Source organism: Phormidesmis sp. 146-33, assembly GCF_052939515.1.
In genome coordinates this window covers 56,437-74,233 of sequence record NZ_JBJPHU010000027.1, presented here as the reverse complement: position 1 = coordinate 74,233, position 17,797 = coordinate 56,437, and the positions used below count along the sequence as shown (strand labels likewise).

The window sequence follows — 17,797 nt, the reverse complement described above, 5'->3', positions numbered from 1 at the left end:
GGCTGTCTCTTAGCAAAGTCATCACTTCTGCTTCTGTCCAAAGCTGATGATCGACTAGCAATTGATTGAGTGTCTCACCCTCAACTAATTCTTGAGCAAGATAAAACTTGTGATCCTCTTCAAAGTGGGCTAGTAATCGGGGAATTTGATCATGGTTGCCCAACAGATAAAGCACCTTTGCCTCAGTGTCAAACAATCGTCGGGCAGTCTGCAAGTCTTGTTCGGTCTCGAAGTGGGGCTTAAGTTGTTTGATCACACAGCGAGGACAGTTCGGTAGGTGAAGATCTTCAGCAATAAAGGTCTGACTAAAGCCTCCCATTCCTAACTGTTGGACAACTTTGTAGCGTCCGCCCAGAGGTTTCTCCAGGCTGGGTAACTGTGGTGATTCCGAATCAGAATTGATTGCCTCCATGTGCTCACCCCAATGAGACTATGTATTAGTTTGTGTTGATCGAGCTATGTCGAAGCAGAGAATTAAGGTTGCTAAATCACGATTTGACGGCGATCTCTCAAAATTGTGAAGTCATGAGAGAATCTGCTGATTTGAAGCGATCGCTTTTTGTTTCCCTTTTAAGCTGCCCTACAATACGCTGACATATAAAGTGGGGCAAACCTGGGACAAAGCTGCAAGTTTCTCAATAATTTTAAGTCGCGCTATCCTGGGTATATCGCTTTAGCTTACAGCCAGTTGCCCAACAGGACAAAAGCAGACCAAAACCGGGGATGGCTATACTTTCCTTGCAAGAGGCTGAGTTGAGCGCGACGAAGGGCTTCTGCCTTTGTTAACCCAGTCTTTAGCCCTTGATAAAATTGCCCCATCAACAAAGCCGTTGATTCATCATCTACTAGCCATAATGATGCCAGTGTACTGCGTGCCCCTGCTCGTACTGCGACTCCGGCCAGCCCCAAAGTAGCGCGATCGTCTCCATCTGCGGTTTCGCAAGCACTGAGTACTAATAGCTCAAGCGTATTAAACGCGCTCTGATCGCGTGCTTGAAGTAAATTGTCTAATTGATTAACGGTAATCGGCTGATCCCAAGCCAAAATAAACGTTTCAGAAGACTGAGAACTAAACTGACCGTGAGTAGCAATGTGAACTACTGGAAACAGCGACGATTTCAACTTATTGGCGAGTGCTTTACTAGTAAACGCTTGATTTAGCAGTACTTCTGTAGAGATTTTGGACTGAATTTGTTCGAGTTCGAGTTTGACAAATTCTAATGGCTCAAAATTGGGGCGAGGTTCGGTTAGTCCGGCCGTCAGCGCCGTCAGCTTTATGGAGGCTAGAGGCTTAGGCTCAAACAAGCTCAGTCCTGGAGTCAGAACAACATTGTACTTTTCTACGAGATACTGGCTGCCCGTGTAAAGTGCTGACACCGGAATGTTGCGTAGGGCACCATCTAAGACAAACACTAATGTATTGACTCCACTGCTAGCCAAGAGTGCTTCAGCAGGTTGAATGACCCAGTTGTAAACCTGTTGCGAGAGCGGCTGAATGTCTTGTTTGGAGGTATAAGGAAGAACTAGATTTTGGCGAAGACGTTTGACGAGGGTTTCGACTTGAGACAGCGGTACGATCGTGGAGTAGTGACGCAGCGCTTGCCCCGGAAGTGAGAGAATCACCTCTACTCGATCGTTGAGCAAAATGGGGTAAAAAACGGCTGCCTTATCATCAATAAAATCAATCTGTTGTACAGGATCTAAACAAGCTGAACGAAAGTAATTTTCTAATTCTGCAAGCTGAAGGTCTTCAATGACTCGACGAGCTTGTTGCAAATTTTCAGAACTGGCATTGGGTTGAACGAGCAATTCGACCAGCTCTCGATAAATTGGCTCTACGCCTTCTCTAAAAGAAAACTGCACTTCAGGATTGGTTGCCAACAGGTCTCTACGAATAGATTGCAGCGTTTTTACGGCTTCACTATAAGCCGCGATCGCTCCCACCTTTTGATTACCTGCCAGTCCTTGTTGTTTCAGAATACGCCCTAGTTGCCACTGCCAGCGATAAGTAATCTCTGATGCATTGCTAGCTTGAGCCAGAGTCAGGGCTTTTTGAGTGAGATCTTTGGCCTCTGCCAACTGTTGTGTTTGTTCATACAGGTTAGCGAGTTGCCCTAGTGCGTAAGATTCTGCCCTGGGGTCTTGCAGCGTCTTTGCTTGTTGGATGGCGGTTGCTAAAAGTTGAGCGATCGTCCGAGGTGTAACCAGTGGTGACTTGGAAATGCCTGTTTTTTGGCTGCTTTGCTGCTCTAGAATTTTCATCAAGCTAGTTGCAAAATTGACCTGAGCATAAATTGCGCCCCGGCTAGGAACCAGATTTGCTAACTGTGGCTCAATTTGAATCACCAAGGCTTGAGCTTGCTCCCACTGTCTCGTTTCTAGAAGTAGGCTTAACTGATTCAATTGGACTCTAAGTTTAGCGATCGCCGTCGGTGCTGAGGTGACTGCTTGCTGATAAAAGCTCAATGCTGCTGAAGGATTTTGCAAAGCTCTCAGGGTGTTTCCTAGATTAAACAAGGTCTCGCTAGGATTGATGGGCGGGGTGAGCTGTTGGGCGATCGCTAGACTTTGCTTGAGAGCTTCCTGAGACTCACTCAAGTTGCCTGTGACTTGTAGCACTGTACCCAAACTTTTTAGCCCTAAAGCTTTTAGCAGAGAGTTTGGCTGAGTTTGCAAACGGTCGTTGATCTCTTTGAGCAACATTTGAGCGCGGCGATACAATCCCAATGTTTGTAAGGCTTGAGCCTGGTTGATTTGGCTTCCGATCGTCCCAGCACTATCTTTCACTTGAGCATAGGTTTTTTCTGCTTGCCGCCAGGTTTCTAGTGCGGCTTCGGGTTGCCCCATTGCGAGTTGAATGCTGCCCTGGGTGTTGAGAACTTGAGCTAAAACAACAATCTCTGATTCCTTTAAGCTGGTTTGAGGACTCAAAGAATCTAGACTTTGAGCGATCGACTGTTTGGCTTGATCCCATGCGCCTAGTTTCTGATAAGCCAGCGATAGATAACTAAGGCTCAAGGCTTGATTGAGTCGATCTTTTTGAGCAACCTGAACAGCCTGCTGCCAGACGGTTGCCGCCTCTGCAAATCGTCCTGCTTGGTAGAGTGCCTGTCCTTGTTCTAAAAAGTTTGGAGATGCGACAGATTGAGCGATCGCACTGGCGAAAGGCTCAGTCGAAAAGGCTACCCGATCAAAAGCAACCACCGAAGTTCCAGTGATCACAAAAAACGTTAGGACTGCCAACCACAGACTAGCGCGAACTGACTGGAGCCGCGATCGTACCTGCTGCCAACAATCCCGCCAATGAAATCTAGTCATTACTCTGTAGAACTTGCACACTGGACTGATGACTGCTGAGATGGGTCAGAGGTCGATTGAGGAAGCTGAGAGACAAGCGTCACTTCACCCCTGGCATTCATTATCCATCCTCTGGCCTCTACGATCGCGGCTTGAGGCTTAGGAGGCACGTATCGTCCCGATTTTTGGCTTCTGGCTTCTGGCTTCTGACGCTCACGCCCAGTCAGGCGCAGATCTTCCCACACTGTCCCGTCTCTGAGAATTTGAGCAGGGGTTTCTGGGAGTCCGCCGCGTCCGGTGATCACAAATTCATTTCCACCTGATCCCCGACAAACTGCGGCAACTTGCGTGCTGCGATCGACGACATCGCTGGGCAATTCGACGAGTCCTTGTCCGGGATCAACCTCCAACGTATTGAGTTCTACGACTCCATTAAACTCAGCCCCTAATGCAGAAGAGGCTGTGATGTCACTTTCGGTAGTCGGTTGTTCTCGAAACTGTGTACCCAAGACGCTTCTAGCGTTAATCACGACTCGTCCCCCAAAGCTTTGTTGAGCATTAGCGGTAATGTCGCTATTCTCAAAAGCCGCCAAAATGTCTGTGTTAAGTGTGATATTTCCCCCGGTTGCCGTCTCCTGAGCATTGGTCGTGATCACACTCGCTCGCCGCAACAAGAGGGTGCCAGATCGCACCGTGATGTTTCCTCGCTCCCCTGCCGCCGCATCTGCTGTGAGGATTCCTTGCTGGTCAAGCAACACAAAGCTGGCATTCACATTCAGGTTTCCGGCTGCTCCTTGCCCTGCGGGGATATCTGGGTTGCGGCTAGAGAAGTTACTGACACTAATGGTTGCCCCATCTCTGACGACTAGCCGATTAGTCGAAACGGTCAAGTCGCCCCCGTTGCCTGTGCCCTCGATCGCGCTCGAAAATAAGCCGCTGCGCCCCAGTGCTGTCGAGCCAGCCAGTTCTACTGATTCAGAGGCTCTGATGGTCAGGTCTCCTGCATTGCCCGATCCCCCAGTTGCTGTAGCGATCTGCCCTCCGTCAATCAGCCGCAGGCGATCAGTGGTAATCGTCAACTGCCCCCCATTGCCAATGGCTCTAGATGCAGCAACCAAGCCACTCGAACCAATGGGCGAGATGCCAATCGCTTCCACATCCTTTGCTCGAACTGTTAATGATCCAGCATCCCCATCTCCAAACGTACTCGTTGAGACCTGTGCCCCATTCGTGATGTGCAAGCGATCGGTGGTGATCCCTAAGTCACCGCCCTTGCCTGTGGCTCCGTTCTCGACATTCGCAAACAAACCGCTTGTAAAACCTTCTGGTGAAATACCAATTAGTTCTACTACAGTTGCCTGAACCGTCAAATCTCCGGCATCTCCAAACCCAAACGTACTCGCGGCAACCTGTGCCCCATTAGCGATTCGCAAGCGATTAGTTTCGATTGTCAGATTCCCCCCCTTGCCTGTAGCAAGAGTTTCTACTGGGGCAAACAACCCACTAGGGGCAATGGGTGAACTTCCGATGATTTCCACATCTTGAGCTGCAACCCTCAATGAACCTGCATCTCCAGCGCCAAAAGTCCCACTGGATACTTGACCGCCATTGGCAATCAGTAAGCGCCTCGCGGCGATCGTCAAATTTCCACCCTGCCCGCTCGCACCCGGAGCAACATCTGTGGATAAACGGCTGACAAACGGTACACCCGCAGGCGGAAAGGAAAAGCCACTCACTTGCACTGAGTCTGTTGCTGTGAGTCTGAGGGTTCCACCTGTGCCATTGCCCAGGGTGTCTACCATCATTGCCGAGGCATCTGTGAGACTGATGTTGCGTCCCTGCACTCCGATACTGCCGCCACGGTTGCCACTGGCTTCGATCGAAGCTGCTTGAGAGAGCCGAATATCTTGGAAGTGCCTAATGTTACTGTAGTCAAGTTGCCAGCCGGGATTCGTTGGTGTGAGTATCACCGTTCCTGCTTCGCCCACACTACCGAGTTCGATTCGCCCACTTGCGGCAGTTAGATTGCCTCCCTCCAGGGTGACATCTCCCCCTATCAGCGCCAGCGTTTGCCCAGAATTGACTTGTAGACCAGGCGGGCGATCGTTCCGATTTACGGAGGGGTCAGTCGGTGAATTTAGAAACAAGTTGTTCCCGACTCCCTGTACTCGAATCTCCCTCGGTGTCGCTCCATACTGCAAGCCAGCGGGGATACTGACCGTCAGCAAGGGTGACCCAGACGGGTTGACAGCACTAAACTCGCTACCATCCGCAAATCTAATGCTGTTAGCTGTACTTCCAACAAAAGATCCTCCCAAGTTTAGGACAGCATTGGGGCCAAAAAGAATGCCGTTGGGGTTAAGCAGAAACAGATTGGCGCTACCGTTTGCTCGAATCAGACCATCAATGTTAGAAACAGAGGTTCCAGTCACTCGGCTGATAATGTTTTCAACGGCGATCGCCTGATTAAAAAAGGCTGTGCCACCCGTTGGCAGAGAAAATTGCTCAAAACTATGAAACAAGTTACTCCCGGCAGTTGTTCCCCCTGTAATCTCAAAGATGCTATTACCAGGAGTGACCACCGAATTGTTAAGTAGCGTGGTATCGGGCACAACTTGAGCAAAAGCATTTCCCCATATTCCTAGCAGCGAATAGAATAGGGGCCACCAGACGATGTAGTGAACCCAACCTTGCGATCGAACCCAGCGCTTTGGGGAATTGCCCATCATTGGATCACCCGCTTTTGACTCCGACGCTTAAGTAGACGACGCACCCCCAATAAGCCACCCCCAATAATCAGTCCCCCGATCGTAGAAGGTTCTGGTACAGCAGTTTTTTCAGGCTGATCAGTCCCTGATCCGGAGACTTCTTGCCACAAAAAGTGTTGATATGCCGTATCCTGCCAAAAACCACTACTGCTAGAGGCACGCCAATCATAAACTCTACTTTGCTCAATCATGGACTGTACTTCTTGAGTGCGATCTTGAGACAAAAGTGAGGCTGCTTCGGCGGGGTTTGCGTCGAGCCACTCGACCGTTTTACCAATGCGCTGGGCCAATCGTAGCTTTGCCTGACTCTGGAGCGTCGCCAGATTGGTTTCGCCCGGTTGCAGATTCCAGCCGATCGCATCCAACAGCTTACGATCGAGTCCTGAAATGTTTCTGCGCTCTCCCGATCGCAGCACTGGATCTAAAATGCCTAGAGGGTTGTCCTGTTGTTTCCAATGGCTGGCTTGATTACCATCGCCTCCCAAACTGGTCTCATCTCCGGTTGAGAAGTAGCCCAGCACAGTTTTGCCGCCGTCAGTTGAAAAGTAAGGCTTGCCACCCACCGACATATCAATCCAGGAGTCACCTGATCCAGCCTGTTTGACGCTCTCTGCCGAAAAGCGAAACAGATCGAGCGGAGTTGCGTGGTCTAATTTGCCATTTAAGGTGGCATAAAAGTCACTTTGATGGCTTGAGTCATACTGAGTCTTTTGAGTCAGCCAGCCAGCCTTATCGACCCCACTGACAACGCCCAAGTGGTGAGTCAGTTCATGAATTCCCACACTGAGATAGTCCATCGTGCCTTTAGAAACATTGCCGCCAACAAAGTCATAGTTCCAGGAAACTGGCTTGTTGGTCAGCTTGTTCATCAGCGTGTAGCCGTCCAGCGCTTTGTCATTGCCTGCAATCATGCCCACTGCCTTGGCATTGGCACGGGTCATCTTGAGGGCATAGTTATTGTCAACTTTGAAGCCATCGATCAGCGCAGTAAACTTGTCTGCGTCGTCTTGTTGGTTATTGAAAATAAACTGATCATCGGCTGACGTGCGATCGCCTGCCAGTTGATTTCTCCAAGTCTCATAGCTCTGACCTGCCCGCATCCCTGGAAGCGCTCCGCCCACCACACCCGATGGTAACTGATCAGTAACTTCCATGTGGATGTTGATCGTTGCATTGTCTGATAAATGACTTGCCCAAATACCCCCTGCCATTTCAAAGCCAAGCATTTGCTCTAGCGAAGTCCCTGGCGCATAGGTAAAGTTGAAATTTGCTGCCTGAGCGGGGGTATTGTTCCCGACGATCGCAACGGACGCGATCGCAGACATCACAAGCTGACGAATGACTGAGCGAGACTCAGCCCGGTTTGAGGAATTGTTGGGGTACATAGTCACGATGGATAGTACACAAGGAGTAGGATACAAGACGCTGAAATCATACTTCCAAGTGAGTGAACAACTCTGGATTGGAACACACCCGATCCCTTCGCCCTCGTGGGGAATGCCGAAACTAGCCGATACTATCAGTGGCAGAGCAGCCAAACCTTCTTTAACCTACACCGTGCAGCCTGAAAACTTCTGTCTGATCCTGCTACAGATCAAGTTTGTACATCAAGCCGCATTTTACAATGACCAGCTTCAAGTACAAACATTCTATTTGCACCACCTCTACAAAGCACCTATTCCAGCAAGAAACGCTTCCTTAAATAAAACAAACCCTTCGATGATAGCTGATGATGACTTTAGTACGAGTAGAAGCCTAACAATTAAATAACATTTGCCTAGAGTGCTTGAAGCTTTGCAGAAGATGCAGTGTTTGGAATACCCTATTCAGGACACTTCTTGAAGTGACACATTGTGTGTGACGTGTCTTCTCCCAGTTTTGTTCCTATGCTAAGGGCAATCTCACCTGAAAACGGCTACCCACCCCAACTTGGCTCTCAACCGTGATCTCTCCTTTGTGTTGTTTGGCGATCGTCTGGGCGATCGCGAGTCCGAGTCCAAAGCCATCTTGCTCTTGCGATCGAGCTTGATCAGCTCGCCAAAACCGCTGAAAGATAAACGGCGAGTACTCAGAGGGAATCCCAATGCCAGTATCTTCTACAGAGACAACCACACTCTGCCCGGACTGCTTCATCGAAACTACCACCTTTCCTCCGGCTTCAGTATACTTCAGCGCATTCTCTAGAAGATTAGAAAATAGACGATCCAGGGGTGTAGAGCTTCCTTTGACAGGCAAATTAGGCAGTAATTGATCCTGAAAATCAATGCCTTTAGCTTGAGCTTGAGATTTAAAGCGTTCTATCAATGCTTTGAGCAATTGATCCAGATAAATAGTACCTTTTTCTTGCTTATTGGGAGGGTGAGTAGCATCAGTCCGAGCTAAAAACAGCACATCGTCAATCAAACATCTCATTTGCTCAGTTGCGCTGGCGATCGTCTCCAGTTTCTTTACGTCTGCGGGTTTGAGTTGTTCTGGATGGCTCAACATAATCTCAGTAGCAATACCAATTCGAGTGAGAGGGTTGCGTAGCTCATGGGAAGCATCCGCAGCAAATCGAGTCAGTCGCTGAAAGCTGAGTCTCATGGGTTTTACTGCCTGCTGGGTGAGGTAGAGGCTACTAATACTGGCCAGCAGCAAAGCGATAATTCCTCCCAATCCCAGTCCCAGTCGCAACTGACTTAATGAAGCCTCAAAGCGTTGATTTGATTGGCTTGCCCGCAAGTAGCCCTGTAGTTGCAGCGTTTTCTTATCTGGAGTATTGGTGTAAACCGCGATCGTCATGATTCGCAAATCCGCTTGAGATTCGACTATCGGCGTATTGACGTGGGACGAAGACGTAAAATGTTTGGCTAAGGGAACCGTGGGAAACTGGCTCCCCTCTTTTGCCAGAAGTTTGCCATCGGCGGTAAACCATTCCAAACTCTGCTCCCGGTTAGAAAAGAGATCGTGCCAGGGAAGGTCTTTATCTAAGCTTTTGCTTCCACGAGCTTTAACGGTCTCGATACTTGGCGCAGCCGCCTGAACTAGCGTTAGCAACTGACTGTTTATCTGTTGATTCCGGTTCTCGTAGAAGAAGAAGTAGACGGCGATCGCCGAAACTCCAAAAATTGTAGTCATTGCTACGACATAAGCCAGCAGCAAGCGCCAGTGAATATCTCTAAAGGTCTGACTGGGAACCCGATTTGAGGCGGTAACCCAGACCATACACTGTTTCAATGAAGTCATCAACGGCTCCAACCCCTTTTAGTTTTTGTCTCAAACGTTTGATGAGAGCTTTGACTGCATCTTCTTCGGGAGGGTCTTCAAAAGACCAGAGGTTTTCCATGATCTCGCTGCGGCTCAACACCCGGCAACCATGACGCAAGAAAAGCTCTAACAATCGATATTCTTTGGGTGTCAGCTTCAAGGATTGCGCTTTGTAATTAGCTTCTGTTGTGTTGGGATCAAGGCACAAGTTTTCCCACTTTAAAACGGGGGGTAGAGAAGGGCTTCCTCGACGCACTAAGGCTCGAATTCGGGCTAGTAGCTCCTGTAGCTTGTAAGGCTTTGCCACGTAGTCATCTGCTCCTGCATCTAGCCCAGCTACCTGATCGGTGGTGGTATCGCGGGCAGTCAGCATGAGAATTGGCATGTGATATTTCTGAGAACGTAATTGATGACAAAGATTGATGCCGTCTAACTTGGGGAGTGTCACATCTAGCATGAGCAAGTCGTAATCAAACGTCTTTACGTAGTCCCATGCTTCATGACCATCACCCGCAATATCAACGACATAATGCTGGTCAGTCAGAACCTCTTCAAGAAGTTCAGTAATGTGCTGATCATCGTCAACTAATAAAAGTCTCATAGGCGGCCAGTTAACCTGAACTCAACAGTAATAATCGACGGAATTTTGCCAGGAAAGTTTCAGAAATTCATCTCTTCATTCTGTCTTCATGCTATTAGTTTTGGGACAGAACGATCGCCTCAAATATTAAGACAATTGAAAACTTTTCAAGATAATAGTCTCTCATCATCATCAAATTTTCGCAGTGATCGAACTTGGTTATCTCAATAGATAAAAACTACTTCAGAAGGTCAAAGATGAACGTTGAAAATCTCATTAGATGACTTTGTAGCTGCACAAATCATGACGGTAAGCCCTGAAAAGCTTATTCATCAGACTTAAAGCTACCGTTTTGTATTCCTAGAAACCCTCAACAATTGAAATAAGTGGTAAGAAACCTTGTCATTGCCCTTACTACAAATCACTGTAGGATAAACGCTTAAAATCGTTTTTTGCTTCAGGACAATTTCTAAATTGACTAACTAGAATTTGCCATAAACTCTAGAAAATGTTGCCCTAAATATTGTGCCAGGTTCTCCACAAAGTTTTTTAGAATGAGACTTTCAACTACTCATCTAAACTGAAAAACAAACTGATAAAAATCAGTAGTAAAAGCCCTTTTGTTTTTGACTAATCTCAGAGTTTTAGTTAGAATGCAAATCCCTAATGGTTTACTGTGGGATTCAAAGGTCTTGCCTCTCAAGTGCCTCACAGAAAGAGCGATCGCCCTCATAGTTCTGAGAACCTTAAATCTGAAAGTTTTGGTCTGAGAATTTTGGTCTGAGAATTTTGGTACCGCATTGTTGTTGATCTCTCCAAAAATCATTCAGAGTGGTTTTTTGAATTAAGGGCAACAAAAAAGTACTTGTTCAACCTCGCATCGATCGCTTTCAGGCTGCCAACATCTGCCGAACTTCCTATCTAGGCTTCAGGTTCCAGAGCTTAAAAATTATGCAATTTGTTACAAAACTACACAATTATGACTTGAACGATCGCCAGCCAAACTTTGAAGATATCCTCCAGGGAAAACTAGACTATGCTCTATTGTTAAGTTCTGTGACAAAATGCCTAACTTTTTACGGGTCAGCGGGAATAGCAAATAGAGGTTCAGATGATGAACGCTCAGTCCCCAAGATACTCAGGTCTCGTTGGCTTGCTAAATTACATGAACACAGCTACCCGTCTATCTACTCGGTCGATCGCACGTTCCCTACCAGAAGCTTCTACACCAGTCCCTGATCCTTCGCCTAAGAGGAGATCAGACAGAACAGGGCTTCATTCACTTTTCACCGTCAGCCAGACTTACTTGAGCAGCCTCGTGAGGATAAGGTAAGCGTTTACTTGAACCTTGTAAGTTTCTAGCCCTGGTTTCTAGCCCTAAATTAGTGTTAGGTATAAGAGGCTGAAACTTCTGGAGCTAAAAATATTCTCTAGTCGAAGACGTACTGGTTTTACTCAGATAAATGCCACTTCACCAGGCTAAAAGTAGCATCTACCATGACAGCCCTGATGTTGAGATGTCCCTACCGTTCTAGAGAAGCGAGGAGAATTAGATGGTGAATGAGCGCTTTCAGGGTGCCTCACCGAATGATGATCTAGATCAGCGGCTTCAACAGCAAGCCAAGGAAGCTCAACAACACCCATCGAAAAGTTCTCAACGACAAATCGCACTCAATCGACTCGTCAACGAGATTCTCAAATCGGGTCGGTTGGGGCATCCTCAGAGACATTTATGGTCTGCGAGTCTTTATGAAGATCTTTACAATGAAGCTCTCCAAAAAACCTTGATTGAGACTTGTCAAAAAATTGACAGTTACAATCCAGATCATCCTGTGTTGGCGTGGGTCAACTTCCGGTTAAACTTTCAATTTATCGATGTCGTCAATGACTACAGAAAGCAAGGGATCACCCAGATTCCCAAGTCAGACAAGACAGAACAAATTGCTTACCTTCCCTCATTAGATGACTTAGATAATCTGGTCTCACCCGAAGAAACGCTTTCGGCTAGTCAACTTCTGCAACAGTTTCTGGAAGATGACCCAGACAACCTTCTTCAAAAGCAGCGGTTGAGAGAACGTCCAGAAGTCACGTTTCAGTCGCTGGCGTGGGCCCGATTTGTAGAAGGTCAGACCTGGTTAGAAATTGCCATCAGCTTGAATGTATCCGTTCAAACCCTGTGTTCTTTTTTTAACCGTCAGCTAAAAGACTTGATGCCCTATTTCAGGAAATATCTAAAAGATACGTAGAGAGATAAAGAGAGAGATAAAGAATGAGTCCAACCGTTGAGCCTTTGATTTTTACAGTGCCATTGTCGTTTGAGGCGCATACGATCGCCCAACAGTACCAAAAACGGCAGTTCACCTCCCTGAAAGCTAAACAGGTCTATCTCAACACTCTGGCGGTCTATGCCGTAGACTTTTATTTGCGTTGTTTGGAATTTGAAGTGGACGTAGCCCGGAGTGATAGCCGCAACCCAACCTTTGTGAAAATGATGGACATTGCGGATTTGTGGGTCAAACAGCTCGGTAGGCTAGAGTGTCGTCCAGTTTTGCCCAATGCACAGATGATGCAGATTCCTCATGATGTGGGATCAGACCGAGTGGGATATGTCGCGGTGCAAATGAGCCAGACTCTCAAAGAAGCCACGCTACTGGGATTTACGCAAACAGCACAGTTAGAAGTGCCTCTCAATCAGTTGCGATCGCTCTCAGAGTTTCCCGATTACCTCCATCAGTTGCGGCAAGCTCCCATCACCTCGGCTGCTATCAACTTGAGAAGCTGGTTTGAGGGCGTTTTTGAGACAGGTTGGCAGACCCTGGAAGCCGTTTTGGACAGCGACAAGCTAGATTTAGTGTCGGTTAGGAGTATGACGCTATTAAAAACCGAGACTAAACGCGCTAAGTTAGTTGACTTTGGAATGCAGTTGGGTGATCAGTCAGTCGCTCTGTCGCTGGGTCTTAATACAAACATTGATGGAACGATCGGGGTTCTAGTGCAGCTTTTTCCGGGTAGTGGCAGCCCTCGTCTATCGTCTAATCTTAAGCTGATCATGCTGTCTGAAGCAGGAGAGATTCTTCAGGAAGTTTGTTCTAGAGGACATGATAACTACATCCAACTGAGATCTTTTAGAGGATTACCGGGTGATTGCTTTAGCATTCAGGTAGCCTGTGATCATGTTAGGGTAACTGAGGATTTTGTTCTCTAACTGCTTATGGATAGATGGGAATGAGTAAGTTAGTTGTCATCAACCTGGGTTCTGGCGATCTGCAAAGCGGTTGTCCTAATATCACGGCTCAGATTTCACAGACTGGTGGCGATTTGTCTCGCACTGCTGCCAACGATCGCTATGCAACTAAATGCACAGGTAGTTTGCCTCCTGCTCCAGAGATTGATCAGCTTTATCGCCACTGGCGGCTACTTTATCGCGAGTTTTATCGTGAACGCAGCGCTCCGCCGACCCGTGCCATTACGATCGAGCCAGGTGGGGTGACTCACTTTTCTGAAATTGAGTTTAGTGATCTATCGCGGCGCTTAAAGCTTCAGCTCAATGCCTGGCTTAACTCGGAGTCGTTTTTGTCAATTGATCGCAAATTGAGCCGGGAGCTAGACCCGGCCGATGAGGTGCGCGTGGTGATCGAAACAAACGATGATGCGCTGCGGCGGCTCCCCTGGCACTTGTGGAATTTTTTTGAGGATTATCCGGCGGCGGAAGTTGCCTTGAGTGTGCAGGAGTATGGGCGAGTTAATGTTCAATCACAGACTCCGATCGGGACAGTCAGAATCTTAGCCGTTTTGGGAAATCACGAGGGGATTGACCTTCAGGCAGACCGCAAGCTACTAGAAGCGGTGCCAGGGGCGATGCCAGTGTTTTTAGAAGAGCCGAATCACTGGGAGCTAGACGAACACCTCTGGGATCAAAAAGGCTGGGATATTCTGTTTTTTGCGGGGCATAGTCAGACTGAGGAAGACACCGGGCGGATTTACATCAACGCGACAGATAGTTTGACGCTAAAGCAGCTTAGAAATGCGCTCAGAAAAGCCATTAGTCGCGGCTTGAAGCTGGTAATTTTCAATTCTTGTGATGGGTTAGGGTTGGCCCAGTCGCTGGCAGATTTGCACATTCCGCAAGTGATTGTGATGCGAGAGCTTGTACCGGATGTGGTTTCTCAAGAATTTTTCAAGCACTTTCTAACGACCTTTTCACAGGGGCAATCGCTGTATGGGGCCGTGCGAGAAGCACGAGAAAGGCTGGAAAAGCTAGAAGAAGACTGTCCCTGTGCGACCTGGCTCCCTGTGATTTGCCAGAATCCTAGTGAAGAACCGACTACCTGGCAAGCGCTGTGTGGCTCTCTGACTGTTGATCGCGCCCCTTCTCGCAAACAGCGTCTTCAAACCTTGCTGGTGGCCAGTGCGATCGTCACTGCGGCGGTGATGGGAGTACGACAGCTAGGCGTTTTACAAAACTGGGAATTGCAGGCGTTTGATCACATGATGAAGCTCAGACCTGCTGAACCGCCCGATCGCCGACTGTTGATTGTCACAGTGACCGAAAAAGACGTTCAGAACCAAAATCCTCAAGAAAGACGTGGTTCATCACTCTCCGATCGGGCGCTGGCCCAACTGCTAGAGAAACTCCAATCTCATCAGCCACGAGTCATTGGGTTAGACATTTACCGCGATTTTGCGATCACTCAAAACTACGCAAACCTGAAAACCAATCTTCAAAATGAAAACCTGATCGAAATTTGCGAAGTTGGAGACACTGGTACGCGCTCTGGAACTAGACATCCTCCTGGCGTTTCTGAGGATCGCTTGAGCTTTAGTGACTTTCCGATCGACCCAGATGGTGTGGTGCGTCGTCAACTTTTGGCAATGGCTCCTAACCCAAACTCGCTCTGTGTCACAGACACCTCTTTTAGCTTTCGGGTAGCTCAGTTGTATCTAATGGATCAAAACATTCAAGCTGAACGCGATTCACAAGGGGAAGTCAAAATTGGCGACACCCGATTTAAGCAGCTTGAATCTCAAACAGGTGGCTACCAAACACTAGATGACTTAGGCTACCAGGTGTTGCTCAATTACCGCTCCTCCAATCCGATCGCTTCACAAATCACGCTCACTGATCTCCTAAACGCATCAGATACCGAACTTTCTAAGCTAGTTAACGATCGCATTGTTTTGATTGGCACTACTGCCCAGAGCTTTAAAGATTACTCTCCGACGCCCTACAGTTCGGGGCAGGGATCTGAGCAGATGCCAGGGGTGATGATTCATGCTCATATGGTGAGTCAGATTCTGAGTGCAGTGATGGATCAGCGTCCGTTGTTGTGGTGGTTGCCGCCGTGGGGAATTACCCTCTGGGTGGGGGGATGGTCTCTAGTGGGAGGCATTCTAGTTTTGTCTATACGATCGCCCCTTCATCTGGGGCTGGCAAGCGGTGTCGCTTTAGGAACCCTATCGGCTGGCTGCTTTATTCTTTTGCTCAGAGGTGGATGGATGCCAGTAATTCCAGCCGCAGTGAGCTTAGTCGCGACCGGGGGCAGTGTGGTCGCTTACACCATCTACCAAAACCGAAATTTGCAGTCACGAGTTCGCAGTTAACAGGAAGATGGCTATGACTAGAAAGACCATGACTAGAAAGACCTTGCTCGGAAAAATGATCCTGATTGGAGCGATCGTGCCCTGTCTATTGAGCGAGTTTGCTTTAGCAGTCCCTTCAGACACAACGACACTATCCGCCAAACCAAGTACGGTCAATCAACGACGATCGCGCTTCAATCGAATAGACTTTTCGGATGTTGGCAGACCTCGAAAACGCCGGGGCGGAGGAAGTCGGGGAGCCTGTTCGGTTCCTAATAAGCCACCCATGACGGCTTTGATGCCTGACACCAGTACGGGGTTGACCCTGGCGAAGTCTCCGACCTTCTGGTTTTTTGTGCCGTATACGCTCACGTCCGACTATCTGGTTGAATTTGTACTAAAGGACAATCAAGACAAGACGGTTTACACAAACAAGGCTGTCGGAAAAGGCACCTCAGCCGGGATTGTCAGTCTGCGCCTACCGTCCACTGTTGCGTTAGAAGCAGGTAAAGACTATCACTGGTATTATCTTGTTTACTGTGATGCCCAAAACCAGGATAAGTTTGTGTATGTCAATGGGGCGATTCGACGGGTAGAACGCCCTGATCTGGAGAGAAAATTAGCGACAGCGGCTCTTGGCGATCGGGTGGCTCACTATGAGGCGGAAGGCATCTGGCACGAGACCCTGACGGAACACGCTGAACGCCTAAGCGCCTCTCCACAAGATACTAAAACTCGTCAAGACTGGGTAAGTTTGTTGCAGTCTGTTGGATTAGGGGAAGTCGCTTCAGCACCCTTAGTTCTATGATGTCCAAAAATTCTAAATGATGTGTAGGATAGGAATTCTGCCCGTACAGACTTGAAGCCTATCCCACACTTACCACGAAACTAGGATTACTAGAGTTCCAAAGAAATAAGCTCGACTTTATCTAAGAAGTAAGGTCGAGCTTAATATATGTCACCAACGGAGCTAGTAATTAACGATGTGTCCCCTTCTTCCACCAAAAGGGACAGGTGATAAACTAGTCTTTATCCCCCCGAAAATAGCGCTGTTTGTGGCCGCGAGAGCGAAGCTTTTGTTGCTGAACGTTCAGTTGCTCAGAGACTTGGTTAAGCTGATTCCCGTTCCCTACAACACCCGCCGTTTGACCAGCACCTTGAAAAGAACCTTGTTGCTGCTGTTTTTTCCCTTTCAGGTGTCCCTGTCCTCTTTGCTTCTGCACGTTATTTTGAATGATGTACTGGTTGACGACGTTTCCGTCTCCTACGATCGCGGCACTCTGGCTAGTACCCTGAACACTTTCTTGTACTTGTCCCGCTTTGGAGGGCAAGGAAATCATTCCTAAAGCAGCCACTGACAATAGGCTAACAACGCAAGCTTTCTTCAACATTTTTCAGTCCTCAAATAGTATTAGACAGATTCCATCAGCAAAGCTATTCAGCGGTTAAGACGCTCTGCTGGGTTGTAGACATCTACCTGCACATTCACTGGGATTTTCACAGTCGGGCCTACCACCCCAGTCACAGGAGAGGAACCGCCTTCTAAACGGTGCTTACTGTTTCGGCGTTGGATTACTTGATCGCCACCGCCAACATAAAGTTGTGTCCCAGTATGGACACTTGTGTTACCAACACATGCTCCCTTACTCTGCATATCAACATCATTGGTCTGCTGCACTGGTTTTCTTGAACCCCGGATTGCAGCTTGAACCGAAACGTCAGCCATGACACACTGCGCTAAAGCAGGCGGAGTTGAGGAAGATGCTAGCGTTAACATCGCCGAAAGAGAGAGCAGACTGAGGGAGAAAATCTTCAATTCCACATTAAACTCCTTGCTAAAGATTCGGGCACTTTTGGCTAACGACACACCGTTGTAGATACATAATTCCTCGTTTGAACAACACTTGTACCTGAAACATCTCTCTGAGTGCTATTGTAGCTATAGCTATTGTTGCGACAATTGCTACGAAGATAGCCAGAATAGCGGCTATTCCAGTTTCTGGGATACTGGAATTTCGGTAGACTTCGGTATGATCCAATTCCAGAGAGCGGTTTAACTCCTCTAGTTTGAATGTTGATGCTGCCTGTTTCCACTCGAACTCTGGTGTTGTCAGACTGAATATCAATGCCATTAGCATTAGCGATGTTAGGCAGTGACAACAAGGCTGAAAAAACCAGCCAAGAAATTGACTTTTTGATGGTCATAATGACACAGTTCCGCTATTCAAGAAAGAACTACGGCTGACGCTTTGGTACACAGAAGCACCAGGTCTCGTGAAAGGTAAAAACCCCAAGCACTGTAAAAGTGCCTGGGCATCTTTTACTC

Annotated in this window: 13 protein-coding genes; 5 read left to right on the top strand and 8 right to left on the bottom strand. The window is 48.0% G+C overall.

Going from position 1 to position 17,797, the window contains the following annotated elements:
- The 4 genes from ACJ2PR_RS13370 to ACJ2PR_RS13355 form a co-directional block, all read right to left on the bottom strand.
- Nucleotides 1-412: protein kinase domain-containing protein (locus ACJ2PR_RS13370; protein WP_446877366.1), on the bottom strand; the 412-nt coding region annotated here is incomplete at its 3' end.
- Between the two features lie 266 nt (nucleotides 413-678).
- Nucleotides 679-3,318 carry a CHAT domain-containing protein gene (locus tag ACJ2PR_RS13365; protein ID WP_446877365.1) on the bottom strand — a complete coding sequence of 880 codons (2,640 nt, stop codon included), beginning with the start codon at nucleotides 3,316-3,318 and terminating at the stop codon, nucleotides 679-681.
- Nucleotides 3,318-6,026 (bottom strand): two-partner secretion domain-containing protein, encoded by a 2,709-nt coding sequence (locus tag ACJ2PR_RS13360; protein WP_446877364.1) that lies wholly within the window; start codon nucleotides 6,024-6,026, stop codon nucleotides 3,318-3,320. The genes ACJ2PR_RS13365 and ACJ2PR_RS13360 overlap by 1 nt, the downstream gene beginning before the upstream one ends.
- Entirely contained in the window at nucleotides 6,023-7,450 is a 1,428-nt protein-coding gene (locus ACJ2PR_RS13355; protein WP_446877363.1) for an NF038122 family metalloprotease, read from the bottom strand. The genes ACJ2PR_RS13360 and ACJ2PR_RS13355 overlap by 4 nt, the downstream gene beginning before the upstream one ends.
- Nucleotides 7,451-7,457: 7 nt before the next feature.
- Between ACJ2PR_RS13355 and ACJ2PR_RS13350 the strand changes: the two genes are divergently transcribed.
- Nucleotides 7,458-7,835, top strand: a complete 378-nt coding sequence (locus ACJ2PR_RS13350) for a hypothetical protein (protein ID WP_446877362.1) — start codon at nucleotides 7,458-7,460, stop codon at nucleotides 7,833-7,835.
- 114 nt (nucleotides 7,836-7,949) lie between these two features.
- Here the strand turns inward: ACJ2PR_RS13350 and ACJ2PR_RS13345 are convergent, their stop codons facing one another.
- Both ACJ2PR_RS13345 and ACJ2PR_RS13340 read right to left on the bottom strand, forming a co-directional pair.
- Entirely contained in the window at nucleotides 7,950-9,290 is a 1,341-nt protein-coding gene (locus tag ACJ2PR_RS13345; RefSeq protein ID WP_446877361.1) for a sensor histidine kinase, read from the bottom strand.
- Nucleotides 9,223-9,912, bottom strand: coding sequence for a response regulator transcription factor (locus ACJ2PR_RS13340; protein WP_446857858.1), 690 nt, complete (start codon nucleotides 9,910-9,912; stop codon nucleotides 9,223-9,225). The genes ACJ2PR_RS13345 and ACJ2PR_RS13340 overlap by 68 nt, the downstream gene beginning before the upstream one ends.
- A gap of 1,532 nt (nucleotides 9,913-11,444) precedes the next feature.
- Here ACJ2PR_RS13340 and ACJ2PR_RS13335 point away from each other — a divergent pair.
- Genes ACJ2PR_RS13335 through ACJ2PR_RS13320 form a run of 4 tightly spaced genes read left to right on the top strand, consistent with a single transcriptional unit; the run spans nucleotide 11,445 to nucleotide 16,279 of the window.
- Complete coding sequence (locus tag ACJ2PR_RS13335) at nucleotides 11,445-12,137, top strand: hypothetical protein (protein WP_446877360.1); 693 nt, start codon at nucleotides 11,445-11,447, stop codon at nucleotides 12,135-12,137.
- 23 nt (nucleotides 12,138-12,160) lie between these two features.
- Nucleotides 12,161-13,096 carry a DUF1822 family protein gene (locus ACJ2PR_RS13330; protein WP_446877359.1) on the top strand — a complete coding sequence of 312 codons (936 nt, stop codon included), beginning with the start codon at nucleotides 12,161-12,163 and terminating at the stop codon, nucleotides 13,094-13,096.
- Between the two features lie 20 nt (nucleotides 13,097-13,116).
- On the top strand, nucleotides 13,117-15,492 hold the full coding sequence (locus ACJ2PR_RS13325) for a CHASE2 domain-containing protein (protein ID WP_446877358.1): 2,376 nt from the start codon (nucleotides 13,117-13,119) through the stop codon (nucleotides 15,490-15,492).
- A 13-nt stretch (nucleotides 15,493-15,505) separates the two neighbouring features.
- Complete coding sequence (locus ACJ2PR_RS13320; RefSeq protein ID WP_446877357.1) at nucleotides 15,506-16,279, top strand: DUF928 domain-containing protein; 774 nt, start codon at nucleotides 15,506-15,508, stop codon at nucleotides 16,277-16,279.
- Nucleotides 16,280-16,493: 214 nt separating this feature from the next.
- Here ACJ2PR_RS13320 and ACJ2PR_RS13315 read toward each other — a convergent pair whose 3' ends face one another.
- Complete coding sequence (locus ACJ2PR_RS13315) at nucleotides 16,494-16,862, bottom strand: hypothetical protein (RefSeq protein ID WP_446857863.1); 369 nt, start codon at nucleotides 16,860-16,862, stop codon at nucleotides 16,494-16,496.
- Between the two features lie 47 nt (nucleotides 16,863-16,909).
- On the bottom strand, nucleotides 16,910-17,293 hold the full coding sequence (locus ACJ2PR_RS13310; protein ID WP_446877356.1) for a hypothetical protein: 384 nt from the start codon (nucleotides 17,291-17,293) through the stop codon (nucleotides 16,910-16,912).
- Between the last annotated feature and the right edge of the window lie 504 nt (nucleotides 17,294-17,797).